Genomic DNA, 17,632 nt, shown 5'->3' with positions numbered 1-17,632 from the left:
TCAACGAACTAACCGGACAGGACACTAGGAGAGAGATCACCGTGGACAAGCTTCCATCCCTCAACGTGCTCGGCGAGCCGCTGCAGCCCTGCTCTCATGATCCGCTCACGGGCTTCTTCCGCGACGGCACGTGCAACACCTGCGCCGAGGACGCCGGCAGTCACACCGTGTGTGCGGTGATGACCGAAGAGTTCCTCGCCCTATCGAAATACCTCGGTAACGACCTCTCCACGCCGCGGCCCGAGTACCAGTTTCCGGGCCTGAAGCCGGGCGACCGGTGGTGCGTGTGCGCGTCGCGCTTCCTGCAGGCCGTGCACGAGGATGCGGGGCCGAAGGTGGATTTGGCCGCGACCCACCAGCGCGCGGTCGAGATCGTGCCGATGGAGATCCTCGAGACCTACGCCCTCACCACCTGACCCGTGCTCAGCGCAGGCCGGCGAGGATGCGCGCGTTGAGCGCCGCGCGTTGCGCGTCAGGGTCGGCCATTGCAGCCACCGCATCGAGCTGGGAGAGCCACTGGGCCGGCAGGGCGTGGTGGCGCGCGCCGTGGACGACGAAGGCCTTGTACCAATCGTAGGGTCGCAGGGCTTGGTCGATGAAGTGATCCGGTGGCACGTAGGTAAAGGCGTCGACGGCCTCACCCTGCAGCGGCATGACCTCCACCGTGACCGCCACGTAGCCCCCACCGTGCACGCCTTCGGCGTAGTCGAGGCTCGGGCGGTGCTCGGCCGCCATGCGATACAGGACCCCGTACACCCGCGCCTGCGGATCGTCGGCCGGCAGGATCGCGCACTTGCCTGACCCGTCCGCACCGCGCTTGGTGAAGGTGAGCGTGTGGCCGTCGAGGGTGGCGGTGCCGAGGGCTTCGCGCGAGGGCACTCGGCGACGCAGGCGCTCAGGATGCAGGTTGGAGCCGTAGGCGAAGTAGATCATCGGGCGCGTGCCTTGAGGTTCGCGATGTACCGCGCAATCTTCGCACAGGCGCCGCTCGCCCACCGGGTGGCCAGCGAGCGTTACCATGACGCCATCCAGTGGACGGAGTTCGAGCTTGGCCGTCGATACCGCCGAAGACGCTCACATCATCGATCAGATGCTCACCGAGCGCGCCCCGCAACTGCTGCGCAGCCGCTGGTGGCCACTGCTCGGGCCCCTGCGCGATGCGTTCTTCGGTTACCACAAGGCGCGTCGCATGGCCGATGCCATCGCGCCCCTCGGCGGCCAGGCGGCGCTCGATTACATCAGTGAGCTCCTGCACCTCGAGGTGATCGCCAACGGCTTGAGCCACTTGCCGAGCGAGGGGGCGTGCGTGGTGGTATGCAACCATCCGACGGGGATTGCGGACGGTATCGCCGTCTACGACGCCCTGCAGCGCGTACGCTCGGATCTGCGTTTCTTCGCCAACGCGGATGCGCAGCGGATATGCCCTCGCTTCGATGATGTCCTGATCCCCGTGGTATGGCCCGCGACGAAGCGAACCATTAGGTCGAGCAAGCTGGCCTTGCGCACGGCTCGCCAGGCGCTGCAGGAAGAGCAAGTGCTGGTGATCTTCGCTGCAGGGTTGATGTCCAAGCACATCGACGGCCGTCTGCAGGACCCGCCCTGGGAGCACTCGGCGGTGGCCCTCGCGCGCAAGCACGCTGTGCCCCTCGTACCCCTGCACGTAGCGGGGCCGTACTCCTTCCTGTTCCATCTGTTCCACCGCCTGTCGCAGGAGCTGCGGGACATCACGTTGTTTCACGAGTTCATGAACAAAGCGGGGCGACGGTTCACGCTGCACCTCGGCCCGGGCGTCGACGTAGGGGCCCTCGAGAAGGACTCGAACGAAGCGCTCACCGCATCGCTGAAGGACTACGTAGAGCTCGGCCTGCCGCACAATCCCGAACTCGCCTTTCTCGACTCTCCCGCCTACCGGTCTGCCCAGCCCTAAACCCTTGACCAGTCGATGACTTGTCACCTGTCGCGGCCAGGCGACAGGGATTCGATTTTCTCGCTATTCGGGTCAACCGAGCCTTGACCGATCCGTTGTCTGGGGCGTGATATCAACGAACGCTCATTGCGGATCGGAGTTTGCTATGAAGATCATGAACAGGCTGCGATGGATTTCGACGCTGGCGGCTGCAGGATGTCTGCTGGTCGCCGCCGGCTGTGGCGGTGGGGGCGGCGGCGGTGTCGCCAACCTCGAGGACCCGGGCCCGGTGGGAGACGATGGCGGTACGCCCGTCGCCGCCTGTGACCCTGCCGATGCGGACACCTTCGATAGCTGCGGCGTCGGCGTGGTCACCGTGACCGACGCTGACGGCGACGTGCTGAGCTACGCCGTCGACATCGTCTCCCTGCGCCTCGAGCGCGCCGGCGGCGACATCGTAGAGACCTTGCCCGCCACCACGCGTATCGACTTCGCCGACTACGTGGAGCTCTCCGAGTTGCTCGGCGCTCCGCGCCTGCCGCCAGGCACCTACGTGGGGGGCTCGATGACCCTGGACTTCACCAAGGCCGAGATCGTGGTGGAGCAGGACGGCCAGGCCGTGATGGCGAACGTGGTGGACGCCGAGGGTAACGCCCTCACGCAGGCCACCATCGACGTTGCCCTGAGCGGCGACCGGACGCAGTTCTCCATCGCCGCTGGTCGCACGGCGCTGCTGGCCCTCGACTTTGACCTCGAGTCCTCCAACGAGGTGGACGCGGAGGCCTCGCCGCCGGTGGTGACGGTACAGCCGGTGCTGCTCGCCGAGGTGAACCCCATCGAGGAGAAGGAGCTGCGCGTGCGCGGCGTTCTCGAAGCGGTGGACAGCACGGGCAACGCCTACCAAGTGGACGTGCGGCCCCTGGGACGGGGCGATGGTCGCTTCGGTGACGTGTCCGTGCGCGTGACGGACGAGACCACCTACGACATCGACGGGGAGCTGTTTACCGGCGCTGACGGGCTCGCCGCGTTGGCCGCCCTGCCCGAGGACACCCTAACGGTAGCCTTCGGTGTGCTCTCGACCAGCGAGGCGGCCTTTACGGCGCAGAGCGTCCTCGCCGGCAGCAGCGTACCGGGCATCGAGAGCGATACGGTGGTGGGCACGGTCGTCGCCCGTGCCGGCGATGAGCTCACCGTGCGCGGTGCCACGGTGGTCCGCTCCGGCGAAGAGCCGAACGCGTTCTTCGACTCGGTCACCGTGACCGTGGGCCCGGCCACGGAAGTGACGCGGCCGGTCGATCCCATCGACGGGTTGACCACCAGCGCTATCTCCGTGGGCCAGCAGGTGCGTATCTTCGGAGTGGCCAACGTGCCGGTGGTGGAGGAGGACGACGGCGACGATGGCGAGATCGATCCCGCCGCCCCGCTGATCCTGCCGCCGCTCGAAGTGGATGCGACCGAAGGACGCGTGCAACTCCTGCGCTCCCAGGTGTCGGGCATCGTGGCCGACAACCAGGCCGGCCTGCTCACCCTGGACCTGGCCTTCATGAACACCCGCGGGGCCGACGTCTTCGACTTCGCGGGCACGGGCCTGGCGCCGGAGTTCGATGCCGACCCCACCGCCTACGAGATCGACACCAACGGCTTGGGCGCTGATGCACCGGTCGGTGGCGCGGCGCGTGTGTTCGGCTATGTGAACGCCTTTGGCGAAGCGCCGCCGGACTTTGAGGCCTTCACCACGGTGCAGTTCGAAGATCTGCGCGCGGTGTTCCGCTTCATCTTCAACCCGCGGCTCGCCGATCAGGCGTTCTCCAGCATCGGCGCGGATGGTGTCGCGCTCAACGCTGAGGCCCTCGAGCGTGGTCGGATCCGCGTACCGGGTCTGCGCGTACCTCTCGGGGCGCCGCAGATCCTGCCGATGCTGGTGCCGGCCGACGAGCCGAGTCGCTACGCGATCGTCAATGGCGACAGCACGGAGATGTTCGAGGACTTCGCGGCCTTCTCCGAGGCGCTCGCCCTGGCCCTGGATGGCACGACGCTGGTCCGCAGTATCACGGCGGCCGGGGCCTACGCCCCGCTCGCCACCACCCTGGAGGCGCGCAGCCTCGTGGTGGTGCTGCGCCCGCCGGCAAGTGCGCTGTAGGCGCCAGCTGAACTAGGCCTGACCGGGCCTCCCCGTTGCGCCCGATCCCGTGCGGTGGATCGGGCGCTTTTTTTTGCCTCGCGGGGAGTGCTACCGACCGCGCAGCCAGGTGCCGTCGATCAGGTAGTGCTCGCGATTGCCGATACTGACCCGCCAACGCCCATCCCCCTCCGCGAGAGCCCAGGTGAAGGTGCCGTCGCGGGCGCGGAACTCGCCGTCCTCGTAGCGCAGCACGTGCATCGCATGCTGGTTGGTTTCGGCGGGACTGGCGAGAAGCAGGGTGGCGCCGCGGGCGTCGCGCACGAGGCGGGCGGCGCATCGCTCGCCCACGTCGTCGCGGGGTGAGGAGCAGGGCACGGCACCGATGGCGTCGTAGGTGAGCAGAGCGCGGTCTGGCGCCGGCGGCGTGGGCGCCGGGCGGTTGGTCGGCCGCGGTGGCTCGAGGTCTTGCTTGGTCGCTGCACGCAGGGCCCAGCGGGGGACCCAGCCGCGCACCTGGGCGTTGGTGTAGAGGGCGACGCGACACCAGGTGTCCTCGGGGCCCACGTCCACGCAACCGTGGTCTCGCAGCACGGCGCCGGCGCGCAGTTCGCGCACTTCCATCTCCTCCAGCGAGGGGCCCGCACGCAGGACGATCGTGCGCGGGGCCTCGAAGGTGCGAATGGTCCACAGGGTTTGCTTGAGCCGCGGCGCCGCGCTCGCGACCGCCATCGTCAGCGAGAACACCAGGGCGAGCACCAGGGCGCTCCCGCGCACCATCAGGCGCCTTCCTCGGGACGCGGCACGGGCACGTCCGCGGTTTCCGACGCGGTGGGCTTCGGCGGATTCATGCGCCCGCGCAGCTGCGCTTCCCAGCCCGCGCGCAGTTCCTTCACGCGCTGCACGTAGGGCGCGTTCTCCATGGGCGGGATGTTGATGTCGTAGAGCGGAGCCACCTCCAGCATGGCCTGGCGGTCCACCGTCTCGAATTCACCCGCCATGCGCACCGCTTCCTCGTGGGAGAACCCGAGCGCCTCGAAGGCCGAGCGTCCGGCGCGGATGGAGCTGTCGTAGGTCTCGCGGATGATGTCGCGGCAGCCCACGCTGTACAGGTCGTACACGTGCAGCCGGTCGACCGCGCGCGCCAGCACGTGCACCTTCGGGTAGTGCTCGATCACATAGCGCGTCAGTTGGGTGATCTGCTGCTTGTTGTCGATCGCGATTACCAGCAGGCGTGCCTTGTCGATGCCCGCCGCGTGCAGCAAGTCGGGCCGCGTGGCATCCCCGAAGTACACCTCGAAACCGAAGGTGCGCAGCATCTCGAGCTGAGAGGAGCTGTAGTCCACCACGGTGGTTTCGAAGCCGGCGCCGCGCAGCATACGGTTGACGATGCCGCCAAAGCGCCCGTGGCCCGCCACGATGATGTCGCAGTCCCGGTCGATGTCGTCCGCCGCCTGCTCCTGGCCGGCAGCGTAGCGCGGCACGATGAGGCGGTCGTAGAGGATGAACAGCAGGGGCGTGAGCAGCATGGACAGGGCTACCACCAGCAATAGGCGGTCGGCCAGGAGGTCGGGGATCACGCCGTTGGCCACGGTGAAGGCGAGCAGCACGAAGCCGAACTCGCCGGCCTGGGCGAGGCCGAAGGCGAGCAGCCAGCGATCGGTGCCACGCAGGGAGAACAGTTGGGCGAGGCCCTGCAGCACGGCGAACTTCGCTAGCATCAGGCACAGGGTGAGTCCGAGCACCATCGACCACTCGGCGGCGAACAGGCCGAAGTCGATGTTGGCGCCGACGGTGATGAAGAACAGGCCGAGGAGCAGGCCCTTGAAGGGATCGATGTCCGCCTCGAGCTCGTGGCGGTATTCGCTCTCGGCGAGCACCACGCCGGCGAGGAAGGTGCCGAGGGCGGGGGAGAGTCCCACCAGGGCCATGAGCAGGGCGATGGCGACGACGATCATCAGCGCGGCCGCCGTGAACAGTTCACGCAGGCGTGCCACGCCGATGAACCGGAAGATGTACGGCGTCACCCGGCGGCCGATGAAGATCACGCCGGCGATCGCCGCCAAGGTCACGAGCATGCGCTGCCATCCGGCAAGGCCCGCGACCAGGCTCATCGCTTCGTGGCCGTCGCCGTGTTCGGCGTTGGCGACGGGGGCGTGGGGCGCGCTCTCGCCCACGGCCGCCATCGCTGCCTCCACCGAGGGCGCCAGGTCCGGCAGGGCGAGCAGGGGGATGAACGCCAACATGGGAATGACGGCGATGTCCTGAAACAACAGGACGGAGAAGGACGCCCGGCCCCCCTCGCAGTTCATCAGGCCGCGTTCGTTCAGGGTTTGCAGGACGATGGCGGTGGAGGAGAGCGAGAGCACCAACCCGACCGCGAGGGCCACCGACCACGGCAGGCCCAGGGCCATCGTGAGGCCCGTGATCACGGCCGTGGTGCCCAGCACCTGCAGCCCGCCCAAGCCCAGCAGGCGCGAGCGCATGGCCCACAGGCGATCGGGTTCCAACTCCAGGCCGACCAGGAACAGCATCATCACCACCCCGAACTCGGCAAAGTGCTGAATCGCCACCACGTCCACCGCCAGGGCGTGGAGCAGGGGGCTCAGGGCGATGCCGGCGATGAGGTAGCCGAGGACGCTGCCGAGGCCAAGGCGCGAGGCCACGGGCACGGTGAGTACGCCGGCGCCGAGGAAGAGGAAGATCAGCAGCAGATAATCGGTCATGGGCGAGGAAGTCGACCTTTCACATCAGCACAGGGGCCGAAGTGTAGGGCATGGCCGGCGCCCTGGCCCGGGCCGGCGGCACCGCTCGGGAGGCCTCGGTGATATCTAGCCGGTATCCTCTCGCTCTCGCACGACCACTTGCAAAGGAATTCACTATGCGTCGATTCATCATGAGCCTGTGTGCCGCCAGCGTCCTGCTCGGCGCGGGCCAGGTCAGCCTCGCTGCGCACGACGCGGCGTTGGTCACGCGCGAGAGCGCCCACTCGGTCGCCGAGACCCTCGATCGCCTGGAGGCGATCGTGCGTGAGAAGGGCTTCACCGTGTTCGCGCGCATCGATCACGCGGCCGGGGCGGCGAAGGTGGAGAAGTCCCTGCGGCCCACGCAACTGCTGATCTTCGGCAACCCCAAAGTGGGGACGGCGCTCATGAGCAGCGCGCAAAGCGTCGGCCTGGATCTGCCGATCCGGGTGGTGGCCTACGAAGATGCGCACGGCACCGTCCACCTGGCCTACACCGCGCCCGCCGCCCTCGCGGCGCGCCATCACATCGGCGATCGCGATGAGGTGGTCAAGCGCATGAGCAAGGCCTTGGCCGGCTTCACGGCGGCTGCCGCCGCGCCGTAGGCCACCGCATGGGCGCCGCTGGCGAGCGGCCACCCAAGGGCACCAGAGCGGCCGCCGGCGGTGGGCCGCCGTCAGCGGCCGGGCCGTCAAGAACGCGCCTGCCCCTGCTTCACGGCCTTTCCCGGGTCGCGCCGGACTGGGTGGTGCTGGCATCCGTGCGGGCGCTCGCCCGCCTGCTGCGATGGGCCTACGCCTGGCGGGCCAACCCTCTGCGCCAGGCAGCGGTGGACCTCGCTGCCGTGGCCGCCGGGCGCTCGATCGCGCTCGATCCCCGCGCCACCTATCACCGGTTCCTGGACAACGGCTGCGCCACGCTCGCGGCCTACCTGGACCTGCAGCGCCGCGGACTGGACGCGGCGCTGGCGAGGGTAGAGCTGAGCGATGCGCAGGCCCTGTAGGCGGCAGCTTTTTCCGCCATGCGGTATCATGACACCCCTGAAGGCCGCGTCCCTGGCGCGGGCCCAACACCCCTGAGCGAAGAGATCACTTAGCCGCAGGCCTCCACGTCGGTCGCGGCCACTGGAGCATTCATGGCAGAGAAGATCGAGGTTTCCGGCCCCCTGGTAATCCTCCACGGCGACGAGATGGCCCAGGTGGCCTTCGAACGCATCCTGGAGCAGTTCGTCACCTCGCGCCTGGCCATGCCCCTGGTGGAGTTCGATCTCTCCGCCGAGAATCGGTTGCTCACGAACGGTGTGGTGGTCACCGAGGCCATCGATGCCCTGAAGCAGTGCGGTGTCGGCGTGAAGAACGCGGGTATGACCGTCAACCGGCGCCAGCTGGACGAGCTCCTCGCCAAGCACCCGCACGTACAGGAAGGGTCCCTCCATCGCCTCGCCACGCGCTCACCCAACGGCGCCATCCGCAAGGGCATCGGCGGCAACATCACGCGCGAGGACATCCTCTTCCACAACATCGAGATCAGCCGCCCCGGTTGGGTGGGGCGCGACATCGAAGTGGATACGATGGAGACGGGGGGTATCAAGGACAGCGCCAACGGCCTCTCCGAGGTGTCTGGTGTGGTCAAGCTGCTCTTCGTGGGCGCGGGCGGTGATCCCGTGGAGCTGCACCGGCGTGACATCTGGCGCGGTGACCCCTGGCTGATCGCCAGCAATGACATGGATGAGGTGCGCGCATGGGCGCATCGCTTCTTCGCTCGGGCTCTCGATGAGAAGCGCGATGTCTACCTCGGCCTCAAGGACACGGTGATCCCGGGCTACGACGGTGTCATGCGCGCGGCGATCGAGGAGATCTACGAGGAGCACTACAAGGATCGTCTGGCGGCCGCCGGCCTGTCCTACTATTACGAGCTCATCGATGCGCAAGCTGCGCGCATCGTGGCCAACCCCCCGGAGCGCGCCCTGTGGGGCGTGCCCGACAACACCACGGGGCGCAAGCTCTACAAGCTCGTGACCCGCCTGAAGCGCTTCGGCATTCCCCAGCGCGAGGCGCACGTCTCGATCTCGCGCATGAGCGCGGGCGGCGGTGATCAGTACGGCAGCTTCAATGCCGCAGCCCCTGAAGACGGCATGATCAAGGTGGTCATCGACGGGGTGGAGAAGCACGCGCGCAAGGTGCGCCAGGGCGACCCCATTCTGCTCATGCACAACGATCGCGAGGCGATCAAGGACTGGGTGACGCAGGTCTTCCGCGATGCCTCGCGCAAGGACAAGGAGGTCTACTTCGGCCTCAAGCGCGAGTACATGGAGTACGACGACGTCTTCAGCACCGTCATCGCCGAGGTGCGCAAGGAGCTGGCCGCCCATGGCACGCGCATGCCGTCCTTCATGATCATGCGCCCGTCGCGCCAGCTGACGAAGATGATCACCGACCCACCGCGCAACGCCCTCTACCCGGCGCAGAACCTCGACGGCGACATCTTCTCGGACATCTCCGCAGCCCTCGGCGGCAGCCTCGCCACGGCGAGTTCCATCATAGAGAGCAACGACGGCACCATGCTCTTCGAGGCGCCCCACGGCACGGCCCACGACCTCTTCCTGCGCTACGTGGAAAGCGAGGGCAAGGAGGCGCACTTCAACTCCTCCGCCCTGATCTTTGCCGTGGCCAACGCCCTGCAAACCCGCGCCGACCGCGACCACAACGAGCCGCTCAGCGCCTACGCCAAGCAGCTCAAGCAGGCCCTGATCGACACGGTGGGCGACTACATCGTGACGCCCGATCTGCGCGGCAAGACCAACGCCCCCGATCGCGAGCAGCTGGTGGACATGCAGGGCTTTCTCGACGCCATCGAAGCGCGCCTCGAGCAGTCGGATTCCGTGTAGGGGTTTTCCGAAATGGGGTGGCTGGCGCCTCGCCAGCGACAATGGGCCGATTCGTGAGCAGGGGACGTCATTCGATGAACAGCGAGAAGCAGGTGACCGCGCGCTCGGGCGCGGCGGCAGCGGCCTTGGCCACGGTGCAGGGGCTGCAACAGCGGTTCGTCGCCGGCCTGGAAGCTCTGGCGGCAGCCCGCGGCAGCGGTCAGCGCTTCAGTGCCGTCGATTGGCTGCGCGATGAGGGGCGTCACGGTGGCGGTGAGCGCTACGAGACGGGCGAGGGCGATGTCTTCTGGCGCGGCTCGGTCAACGTCTCCCAGGTGCACTACGACGACACGCCCGAGAAGCAGCTCGGCTCGGCCAATGCCATCTCCACCATCATCCACCCGCGCCACCCGCTCGCGCCCTCCGTGCACATTCACGTGAGCTTCACCGAGCGCAAGGACGGGGCCGCGTACTGGCGCGTGATGGCGGACCTCAATCCGTCCCACCCCCACGCGGACGACACGGGGCGCTTCCTGCAGGCGCTCGAGACGGCGGCGCCGGAGGAGTTCGAAGGCGCCAAGGCCCAGGGCGAGCGCTACTTCTATATCCCGGCCCTCGAACGCCATCGCGGCGTCGCGCACTTCTACCTCGAGCACTACTTCACGGACGATCCGGCCGCCGATGTGGCCCTCGCCCAGGGGGTCGGGGAGGCAGCCATCGACAGCTACCTCGCCATCCTGGGAGATGCCCTGGGAAGGTCGGCCGAGCCCACCACCGAGCAGCGTGCTGCTCAGCTGGCCTACCACACGGTGTACCTCTTCCAGGTGCTGACCCTGGATCGCGGCACCACCAGCGGCCTGCTGGTCCACGACCAGAACGATGTGGGCATCATGGGTTCCCTGCCGCCGTTCGTGGATGCGGGCCTGCTGTCCTCCTGGATCGCACGTATGTCGCCGCCGCAGGATGGCTTGCTGCGCAGCTTGATCGAAGCCCTCGGCCAGGACGCGGGTGTCTGCCCAGTGGATGAGTCACGCAAGCAGAAGCTGGCGGCCGCCGTTAGGCGTCACTACCAGCACCACCCCAAGGCGCTCGACATGCAGGCCGCGGGCGATGTGGTGCCGCCCACGGTGGCGAACCACCAACCCGCCTGAGGCTACTCGTCGGGCTCGCCGAGGAGCCAGCGGGCGCCGGGCCCCTTAGCCGCGGCGCGGTCGTCGGGGTTGTAGAGGCGGCAGTGCTTCAAGGAGAGGCAGCCGCAGCCGATGCAGCCGTCCAGGCGCTCTGCGGTGCGTTTCAAGATCTCTATTCGTGCGTCGATGTCGTCGCGAAAGGCGCGGCTGATACGTTGCCAGTCGCGGCGCGTGGGCGTGCGGCTGTCGGGCAGGGCGTTCAGGCGTTCGCGGATGTCACCGAGGGCGAAGCCGAGCTGCTGGGCGATGATGATGAAGGAGAGGCGACGCACGTCCGAGCGGCGGTAGCGCCTTTGGTTGCCGTGGGTGCGTACGGGGTTCACCAGGCCCTCCTCCTCGTAGTAGCGGATAGCGGACACGGCGAGGCCCGTTCGGGCGGCCACGTCCCCTATCGTCAGCCAGTCCTGGGGCGGTAGGCGCGGTGTCGGCGAGTCCGCGTCTTTCTGCTCGGCCATGGGCGTATTCCTCACCTTCGATCCGGAGCAGCATGCCGGCGCTGAGGGGCGAGCGCCAGGGTGGCGCGATCCTCATCTCGAGTTAGGCGAAACGTTCACCGCTGCAGGCAGCGGTCGTCGTGCCTACAATGGTCCCATTCTCCTGTGGAGTGACGCGGTGGCCGACATCCTTCCCTTCAAGAAGCCGTCTCGGAAGAAGCAGTCCGAGGGCAAGACCCTGTGCAGCCGTGGACTGCATCGATGGGTGGTGGATAAGGAGCGTCGCTTCGACGTCAAGCAGGGCAAGCTGGTCACCACGGAACGCTGCAGCCGCTGCGGCAAGACGCGCACCAAAGCCACCTAGCGGCGCCGTCAGCGGCCGCGGCTGCCGGCCCTAGTCGCGATGATCCACCACACGCACCGCCTTGCCTTCCGAGCGCGGCACGCTGCCCAGCGCCTGCACCAGGACTTCGGCGGAGACGCCTACGTAGTCCTTGATCTGGGCGGCGAGGTTTGCGCCTAAGGTGTCGTCGCTGGCGGCCGCGGGCGACACGGGCTCCACGTGCACGCTCAGCACATCCATCGCCCCTTCCCGCCGCAGGTGCAGCTGGTAGTGAGGCGCGAGGCCAGGCACGGCCAGCACCCGTTCCTCGATCTGGCTCGGGAACACGTTCACGCCGCGGATGATCAGCATGTCGTCGCAGCGCCCGGTGATCTTCTCCATCCGGCGCATCGTCCTCGAGGTACCCGGTAGGAGTCGGGTGAGATCTCGCGTGCGATAGCGGATGATCGGTAGGGCCTGCTTGGTGAGCGAGGTGAACACGAGCTCGCCCACCTCGCCGTCGGCGACCGGCACACCGGTTTGCGGGTCCACCACCTCGGGGTAGAAGTGATCCTCCCAGATGACCGGGCCGTCCTTGGACTCGATGCACTCGTTCGCCACCCCGGGGCCGATCACCTCCGACAGGCCGTAGATGTCGATCGCCTCCAGGCCGGCGCGGGCCTCGAGCTGTTGGCGCATGGGTTCGCCCCAAGGCTCGGCGCCGAGGATGCCTACCTGTAGTGTCGATGACGGCATGGCCTTGCCCTGACGTTCGAACTCGTCGGCGATGTTCAACAGGTACGAGGGTGTGCACATGATGATGTCGGGCTCGAAGTCACCGATCAGCTGCACCTGGCGCGGCGTTTGCCCGCCCGACATGGGGATCACGGTGGCACCGAGACGCTCGGCACCGTAGTGAGCGCCTAAGCCGCCCGTAAACAAGCCGTAGCCGTAGGCCACGTGGATGCGATCTCCGGCCTCACCACCACTGGCGCGGATGGACCGCGCGACGAGGTCGGCCCAGGTATCGATGTCCTGCTGGGTGTAGCCGACCACCGTCGGCCGCCCGGTGGTCCCGCTCGAGGCGTGCAGACGGATCACCTGCTCACGCCCCACGGCGAAGAGGCCGAAGGGGTAGTGCTCGCGCAGGTCCGCCTTGGTGGTGAAGGGAAAGCGCGCCAGGTCTTCGAGCTGGCGCAGATCATCCGGATGGATCTGCTGCGCCTGGCAACGTTCGCGGAAGGGCGCGACGTTGGCGTAGGTGTGGCGCAGGGTGGCCTGCAGGCGTTCGAGCTGGAGCCCACGCAGGGCATCCAGGCTGGCCGTCTCGATGGGGTCGAGGCGCTTGGAGTCGACGACGCGGGTCACCATGGTCGGGCCTCCTTATGCCTTGCCGCCGGCCTGCGGCGTGTTCTCGACCACGTGCATGATGGCGCTCACCACCACGTTTTCGGCTGCGCGCCGTTGCCGCGCGTGGGACTTGCCGTGGCCGACGAACATGGTGTGGCCCTCCATCGTGGCCGAGGCGAAGAGGGCGAGGCGGCGCACCACGGCGCGGCTGAGATCCGGGCGCATCGCGGCGATGCTCTCGCCGAGCACCTCGCGTTCCCAGCGGTAGATCTCGTCCATGAAGTGCGCGGCGTCCTGGTCGTGGTTGGCCATGGCCCACAGCTCGGGGAAGAAGGCCGTGGTCTCCGGGGAGCCGAGGTCGGAGAAGATGTAGCGCACGATCGCCTCGAGCTGATCTCTCGGCGCCGACGGCACCCCTGCCAGCACCTCCTCGAAGGCCAGCTCGTACTGGTGGCGCACGTGCGTGAGCAAGTCCCGCAGGAGGTGTTGCTTGGTGGCGTAGTAGTAGGTGAGATTCCCAACGGTGATTCCGCAACGATCGGCGACGGCGCGCATGGTGAGCCCGTGGTAGCCCTCTTCGATGAGGGTGGATCTGGCCGCCTCGAGGATTTGCTTCAGGCGCTCCTCACCTTTGGCGGAAACGCCGGCCCCGGGACGTGCTGCCCGTCGGCTCACGACGGTCTCCTAGGATTCAGTGCCATCGCCCTATGGTATCGAACGCGCGGTGCCGATCAATTTGATCTCCGCCGAGGAACGCACAGAATGGGACAAGCTTAGTCCTCAGGTGGCAGCGAAGGAGACCGCCCGTGTCCGATATCGAAGTGCGCTTGCTCGAGGCCAGCGACGCGGCCGTGTTGCAGAGGATCGCGCAGGACGTCTTCGACGGCCCGCCCTTCGCGCCACTTACGCACGAATTCCTCACCGATCCGCGCCATCACCTGGCGGTGGCCATGTGCGCCGGGGAGGTGGTGGGCTTTGCCTCCGGGGTACACTACGTGCATCCGGACAAGCCGCCGGAACTGTGGATCAACGAGGTGGGCGTGACGCCAGCGATGCAGCGGCGTGGTATCGGCCGCGCACTGCTCGACTGCTTGGCCGAACACGCCGTTGCCCTCGGGTGTCGCGAGGCGTGGGTGCTCGCCGATTCGGACAACGCCGTCGCCCGCCGCTTCTACGAGGCGCTCGGCGGGGAGGCCTCACCCGCCGTCATGTACAGCTTCGATCTCGGCGACTGAGCGCGGGGACGTCGGGACACCCGAGGGGTACACTGCGTCCGTCCAGCGCCAGGCCGCGCGCTCAAGGAGCTTCAGCGAATGCAATCGGACCAAGCCGGGGAGATCCGCGAAGATCTCGTCAGCACTTCGGTGCAAGCCCTCGCCACCCTGGCGGCCGTGGTGATCTTCTCGGTGATCGCCTGGGTCTTGCGCACGGCGGAGGGGGGTGCCAGCGCCGCCGCTCTGAATTTCAGCAACGGCTTCATGCTCCTGGCCATTGCGCAGCTCGTGCCCCCGTCATCGAGCGGCTTCTGGCTGCAGCTGATCACCGGGCGCCGGGATTTCCCCGGCGCGACCGGCTTCACCATCGTGGTGGGGATGGCTTACGTAGGCCTCACGGTGGCCGGTGCCATGGCGTTTTTCGACGGCGTCAAGGCCTTCGGCGCAGCGCCCTAGCGGACGTTACCTCATCCACCGACCATCGGCAGCCAGCTAATGATCTGCAGGCTCGCCGTCACCCGTGCGTACTCCTGCGCGTTGTAGCAAGTAGTTCGGGGCAGGCGCCAGCCGATCTCCTGTTGCTCGATGCAGATGTTGGCCGGGATGTCCTTGTTGTTGGTGTAATGCAGCGATGAGCTAAGCACCGTCATAGGTGTTGACCCATCGCTGACCTGGCCTGGGATGTAGCGGATCTTTTCGACCTCGCGTTCCGCGGCTTCCATGATCATGTCCGAATCGGCAGTGATCGGGTTCTTCGTGTGGCGGACCAGGGTGGGGGTGCCGTCGTCGTCGACATCGACGTAGAGGTTGAGGCGGAAGATACCCTTGTCCACGCAGGCCTCTTTGATCGCATCGCCGGTGCGACATACCTCGTCCGCCAGCAGGTGTTCGTACCAGGTGGTCCTGCCATCGACGATCTCTTGCGGCGCGACGTAGTCGATGCCGTACTTGTCTTCGAACAGGCCCAGGTTGGGGTAGCTGCTCACCTTGCAGCGCCGGCCGATGCAACGCACGACGACGCGCACGCTCATCACCACGTCGACGGGCTGGCCATCGATACGCGCGGGCCGGAACTTCGCTCGTCGCAGGCCATGGTAGGTGGCGGCCACGAGGCGATCCGCCTGGCCGTCTTCGAAGGGCTGGTAGAGGCCGCACTTGAGGCCATCGGCGCGGCCCTTGCTGGAGACGAGCACCTGGCAGTTCACCGTGGCCGTGCCGTTGTCCCAGTGCGCGCCGTCAGGCTTCTCGATCATCTTGCTTAGCTTGAGGCGTCCGCCCTCGGGATCCGCGGGCTCGTAGGTGGCCGCAAGCGTGGCACCTGACGTACCGGCGAGGCCGAGTAGGAGGGCGAGGGGGAGGCCGATGCGGCATCGGCGCGCGAAGGAAGGTGCTGATCGGGCCATGGGGGCGTCTCCTTTCCTGGGGCTAGACAGGGCGTTGCGCACAGGCAACGAACTATCTCAATCTGCTCGCTGTTTCCCGAAGCGTACATCGTATCGATGCTCCGTGCATCGTTGTATCGCAGCATCAATCCGTTCGAGCGGGCTCGCTAGGGTAAGGTTACTTTGGTGTTGTGCGGTCACAACGGCCGTCACCTCGGCGCTATCGAGGCAGCGTGTGCCCTGTGGTAGGTTCGAAGGCCGTGTACGTCGCCGACGCGAGGCCGCTGTGAGCCCCCAACCCTCAGCCGGATACTCAGGCACCCCCCTATGGAAGAAGCTGGGTATGACGCCCGGCAGTCGCGTCCGCCCCCACAACGCCCCCGAGGACTACGCCGACCTGCTGGCGCCGATCCCGGAAGGCGTCCAGTTCTCGGCGCGCTTTCGCCAGGAGATCGACCTCTGGCATCTGTTCACGCGCCAGCGGCGCGAACTGGAGCGGCTGCTGCCGAAGGCGATGGAGCAGATCCGCCGTGACGGCATGATCTGGGTGTCCTGGCCGAAGCGAGCCTCCGGCGTGGCCACCGACGTGACCGAAGATGTGGTCCGTGAGGTGGCCTTACCTATGGGCCTTGTTGATGTAAAGGTGTGCGCGGTCGATGCGACCTGGTCCGGCCTGAAGCTGGTGATCCTAAAGGCCCTGCGCTAAGGTTTTCCGCCTCCATGCGTGCCCCTGCCAGTAGGAATGGAACGACGCACCGTTTGGTGTCCTCAACATGTTTCCTGCGTACCCTGTGTGGCAGTCCTCCAGAGACTGCGCGCTAAAGTTTGCGGAGCACTCGTGGCAAAGTTTTCGCAACGAACGAAGCAAGAGCACCTCGCGTTCTTCGCGGGAGGTTGAGACGAACAGCTTGTCGACGTGAAAACGACCTTCTCCGCTGTCCGCCTTCTTCATACTAGGACTTGCAGCTCCCCGCCTCGCCGACAACTCTCTCGAGCCCCTCCGGCATGCTGCAAGCGTGTCCAGCGTGGAAAGTGCAGCGTCAGCGCCGCGTGAACAGGGCCGCGGTAACGACCAAACGTCGCCCCCCTGTGCCTCTGCGCCTCGCGTGTGGCCTGTCCTAACCGTTGGATCCGTCCCTTCCTCTTTGTTTCTTTTCCGTTCGAGAAGGCGTACCGGAGGGTCGGCATGTTCGGGCAGGCGGTTTGCTGCTTCTTGGCGGCGATGCTGCATTTGCTGTGGCGGCTGCTGGAGCGGATTTGGCCGGCCCAGGACATCGAGCTCGCGCCGGAGTTCCCGAGCGCTCGGGAGGGCAACAATCCATGGGCGACGTCGAAGGTGCGGGCTCGTTCTACTCCTTTTTCTCCTTCTGCTTGTTTTGCTTCTCCTCTTGCCTCTTCTGGCAGACGGTCGTCCCGATCCCGTTTCCCCGTACCAAGCCCCCCATCGGATTGTCTCTGTGCTGTCTCTGAGCTCTCATACCGGAACGCCGATGCGGTCCTGAGTGTATCGTGCTGCGCTTCAGGAGATGAGTGACACAGAAGAAAGGATCGCACGAAAAGTTTTGCCAAGGGGATACGGGGGCGTCGCCTCACGTGCGTCGGAGGTTTACGGTCGACTTGAGTGGCGAGTGTTGAAACGCTGTTCGTGCGGTGGGGGCCGAGGTATCTATCTTCGCGTGAATTGTTAGGCAAGCCTGCGCCGGAAGAGCAGCATTCGAAGCTGTCGCACGGGGCCATTGCGCCTCCCCCTCGTGGAGCGGCAGCCCAAATGGCGCATGGATTGCAGTCCGAGGTCGACCGCCCGTGCTCGTGCCCAACTTGATGACCCCCAAGAAGCAGATTGACCCCAATCCCCTTTGTCTGCGCACCTTCCTTGTTGGTATTTCAGCACTTGTCATTGTCTGACGCGCAAGGAAGAAGTCAGCCCTTCCTGATGCCTCTGAACTCTCGATCTTCCCCCATCTCGCTCACTCGGTTTTGGTTCGGTCCATCGCATGATGCGCTCTTCGACGCTCCCCGCCACAACGAGGTTGTAAGCGAAGACCGGCCGGGTCTGCCCGATGCGATAGGCGCGGTCGGTGGCCTGGGCTTGAATCGCGGGATTC

General features: G+C 66.8%; 19 protein-coding genes. 11 read left to right on the top strand and 8 right to left on the bottom strand.

Features of this window, described 5'->3' with window-relative positions:
* Positions 1–41 precede the first annotated feature (41 nt).
* Positions 42–416, top strand: a complete 375-nt coding sequence (locus AAF184_19730; protein ID MEO0424578.1) for a DUF2237 domain-containing protein — start codon at positions 42–44, stop codon at positions 414–416.
* 7 nt (positions 417–423) lie between these two features.
* On the opposite strand, the gene AAF184_19725 is transcribed toward AAF184_19730, so the two are convergent.
* Positions 424–1,020, bottom strand: coding sequence for a gamma-glutamylcyclotransferase family protein (locus tag AAF184_19725; protein ID MEO0424577.1), 597 nt, complete (start codon positions 1,018–1,020; stop codon positions 424–426).
* Between the two features lie 28 nt (positions 1,021–1,048).
* Here AAF184_19725 and AAF184_19720 point away from each other — a divergent pair, with 28 nt between their 5' ends.
* Positions 1,049–1,927: a 1-acyl-sn-glycerol-3-phosphate acyltransferase gene (locus tag AAF184_19720; GenBank protein MEO0424576.1), complete on the top strand. Its 879-nt coding sequence runs from the start codon at positions 1,049–1,051 to the stop codon at positions 1,925–1,927.
* A gap of 145 nt (positions 1,928–2,072) precedes the next feature.
* Positions 2,073–4,046, top strand: a complete 1,974-nt coding sequence (locus tag AAF184_19715) for a hypothetical protein (protein MEO0424575.1) — start codon at positions 2,073–2,075, stop codon at positions 4,044–4,046.
* A gap of 90 nt (positions 4,047–4,136) precedes the next feature.
* On the opposite strand, the gene AAF184_19710 is transcribed toward AAF184_19715, so the two are convergent.
* On the bottom strand, positions 4,137–4,805 hold the full coding sequence (locus AAF184_19710) for an SH3 domain-containing protein (protein ID MEO0424574.1): 669 nt from the start codon (positions 4,803–4,805) through the stop codon (positions 4,137–4,139).
* Positions 4,805–6,751 carry a cation:proton antiporter gene (locus AAF184_19705; protein ID MEO0424573.1) on the bottom strand — a complete coding sequence of 649 codons (1,947 nt, stop codon included), beginning with the start codon at positions 6,749–6,751 and terminating at the stop codon, positions 4,805–4,807. The genes AAF184_19710 and AAF184_19705 overlap by 1 nt, the downstream gene beginning before the upstream one ends.
* A gap of 155 nt (positions 6,752–6,906) precedes the next feature.
* Here AAF184_19705 and AAF184_19700 point away from each other — a divergent pair, with 155 nt between their 5' ends.
* The 4 genes from AAF184_19700 (at position 6,907) to AAF184_19685 (ending at position 10,786) form a co-directional block, all read left to right on the top strand.
* Positions 6,907–7,374, top strand: a complete 468-nt coding sequence (locus AAF184_19700) for a DUF302 domain-containing protein (protein ID MEO0424572.1) — start codon at positions 6,907–6,909, stop codon at positions 7,372–7,374.
* Between the two features lie 8 nt (positions 7,375–7,382).
* On the top strand, positions 7,383–7,772 hold the full coding sequence (locus AAF184_19695) for a hypothetical protein (GenBank protein ID MEO0424571.1): 390 nt from the start codon (positions 7,383–7,385) through the stop codon (positions 7,770–7,772).
* Positions 7,773–7,904: 132 nt separating this feature from the next.
* The gene (locus tag AAF184_19690; protein ID MEO0424570.1) at positions 7,905–9,656 is read left to right on the top strand and encodes an isocitrate/isopropylmalate family dehydrogenase; all 1,752 of its coding nucleotides are present in this window, start codon (positions 7,905–7,907) and stop codon (positions 9,654–9,656) included.
* A 74-nt stretch (positions 9,657–9,730) separates the two neighbouring features.
* Entirely contained in the window at positions 9,731–10,786 is a 1,056-nt protein-coding gene (locus tag AAF184_19685) for a coproporphyrinogen III oxidase (GenBank protein MEO0424569.1), read from the top strand.
* Positions 10,787–10,788: 2 nt separating this feature from the next.
* On the opposite strand, the gene soxR is transcribed toward AAF184_19685, so the two are convergent.
* Entirely contained in the window at positions 10,789–11,280 is a 492-nt protein-coding gene (gene soxR / locus AAF184_19680) for a redox-sensitive transcriptional activator SoxR (protein ID MEO0424568.1), read from the bottom strand.
* Between soxR and AAF184_19675 the strand changes: the two genes are divergently transcribed.
* Entirely contained in the window at positions 11,279–11,623 is a 345-nt protein-coding gene (locus AAF184_19675) for a hypothetical protein (GenBank protein ID MEO0424567.1), read from the top strand. The two genes, soxR and AAF184_19675, sit on opposite strands and share 2 nt — an antisense overlap.
* 30 nt (positions 11,624–11,653) lie before the next feature.
* Here AAF184_19675 and paaK read toward each other — a convergent pair whose 3' ends face one another.
* Both paaK and AAF184_19665 read right to left on the bottom strand, forming a co-directional pair.
* A complete protein-coding gene (gene paaK / locus AAF184_19670; protein ID MEO0424566.1) occupies positions 11,654–12,952 on the bottom strand; it encodes a phenylacetate--CoA ligase PaaK in 1,299 nt (432 codons plus the stop codon).
* A gap of 12 nt (positions 12,953–12,964) precedes the next feature.
* Entirely contained in the window at positions 12,965–13,606 is a 642-nt protein-coding gene (locus AAF184_19665) for a TetR/AcrR family transcriptional regulator (protein MEO0424565.1), read from the bottom strand.
* 131 nt (positions 13,607–13,737) lie between these two features.
* Here AAF184_19665 and AAF184_19660 point away from each other — a divergent pair, with 131 nt between their 5' ends.
* Both AAF184_19660 and AAF184_19655 read left to right on the top strand, forming a co-directional pair.
* Positions 13,738–14,166, top strand: a complete 429-nt coding sequence (locus AAF184_19660) for a GNAT family N-acetyltransferase (GenBank protein ID MEO0424564.1) — start codon at positions 13,738–13,740, stop codon at positions 14,164–14,166.
* A gap of 78 nt (positions 14,167–14,244) precedes the next feature.
* Positions 14,245–14,601, top strand: a complete 357-nt coding sequence (locus tag AAF184_19655) for a hypothetical protein (GenBank protein MEO0424563.1) — start codon at positions 14,245–14,247, stop codon at positions 14,599–14,601.
* A gap of 11 nt (positions 14,602–14,612) precedes the next feature.
* Here AAF184_19655 and AAF184_19650 read toward each other — a convergent pair whose 3' ends face one another.
* Positions 14,613–15,548, bottom strand: coding sequence for a hypothetical protein (locus tag AAF184_19650; protein ID MEO0424562.1), 936 nt, complete (start codon positions 15,546–15,548; stop codon positions 14,613–14,615).
* Between the two features lie 322 nt (positions 15,549–15,870).
* Here AAF184_19650 and AAF184_19645 point away from each other — a divergent pair, with 322 nt between their 5' ends.
* A complete protein-coding gene (locus AAF184_19645; protein MEO0424561.1) occupies positions 15,871–16,233 on the top strand; it encodes a DUF3052 family protein in 363 nt (120 codons plus the stop codon).
* A gap of 1,188 nt (positions 16,234–17,421) precedes the next feature.
* On the opposite strand, the gene AAF184_19640 is transcribed toward AAF184_19645, so the two are convergent.
* Positions 17,422–17,632, bottom strand: a 211-nt coding sequence (locus AAF184_19640; GenBank protein MEO0424560.1) for a DEAD/DEAH box helicase, incomplete at its 5' end; no start/stop codon positions are given.

This window comes from Pseudomonadota bacterium, from assembly GCA_039815145.1.
Taxonomy (GTDB): domain Bacteria; phylum Pseudomonadota; class Gammaproteobacteria; order Steroidobacterales; family JBCBZW01; genus JBCBZW01.
Note: the sequence above shows the minus strand (reverse complement) of the source record. Positions and strands in the feature narration are given on the sequence as shown.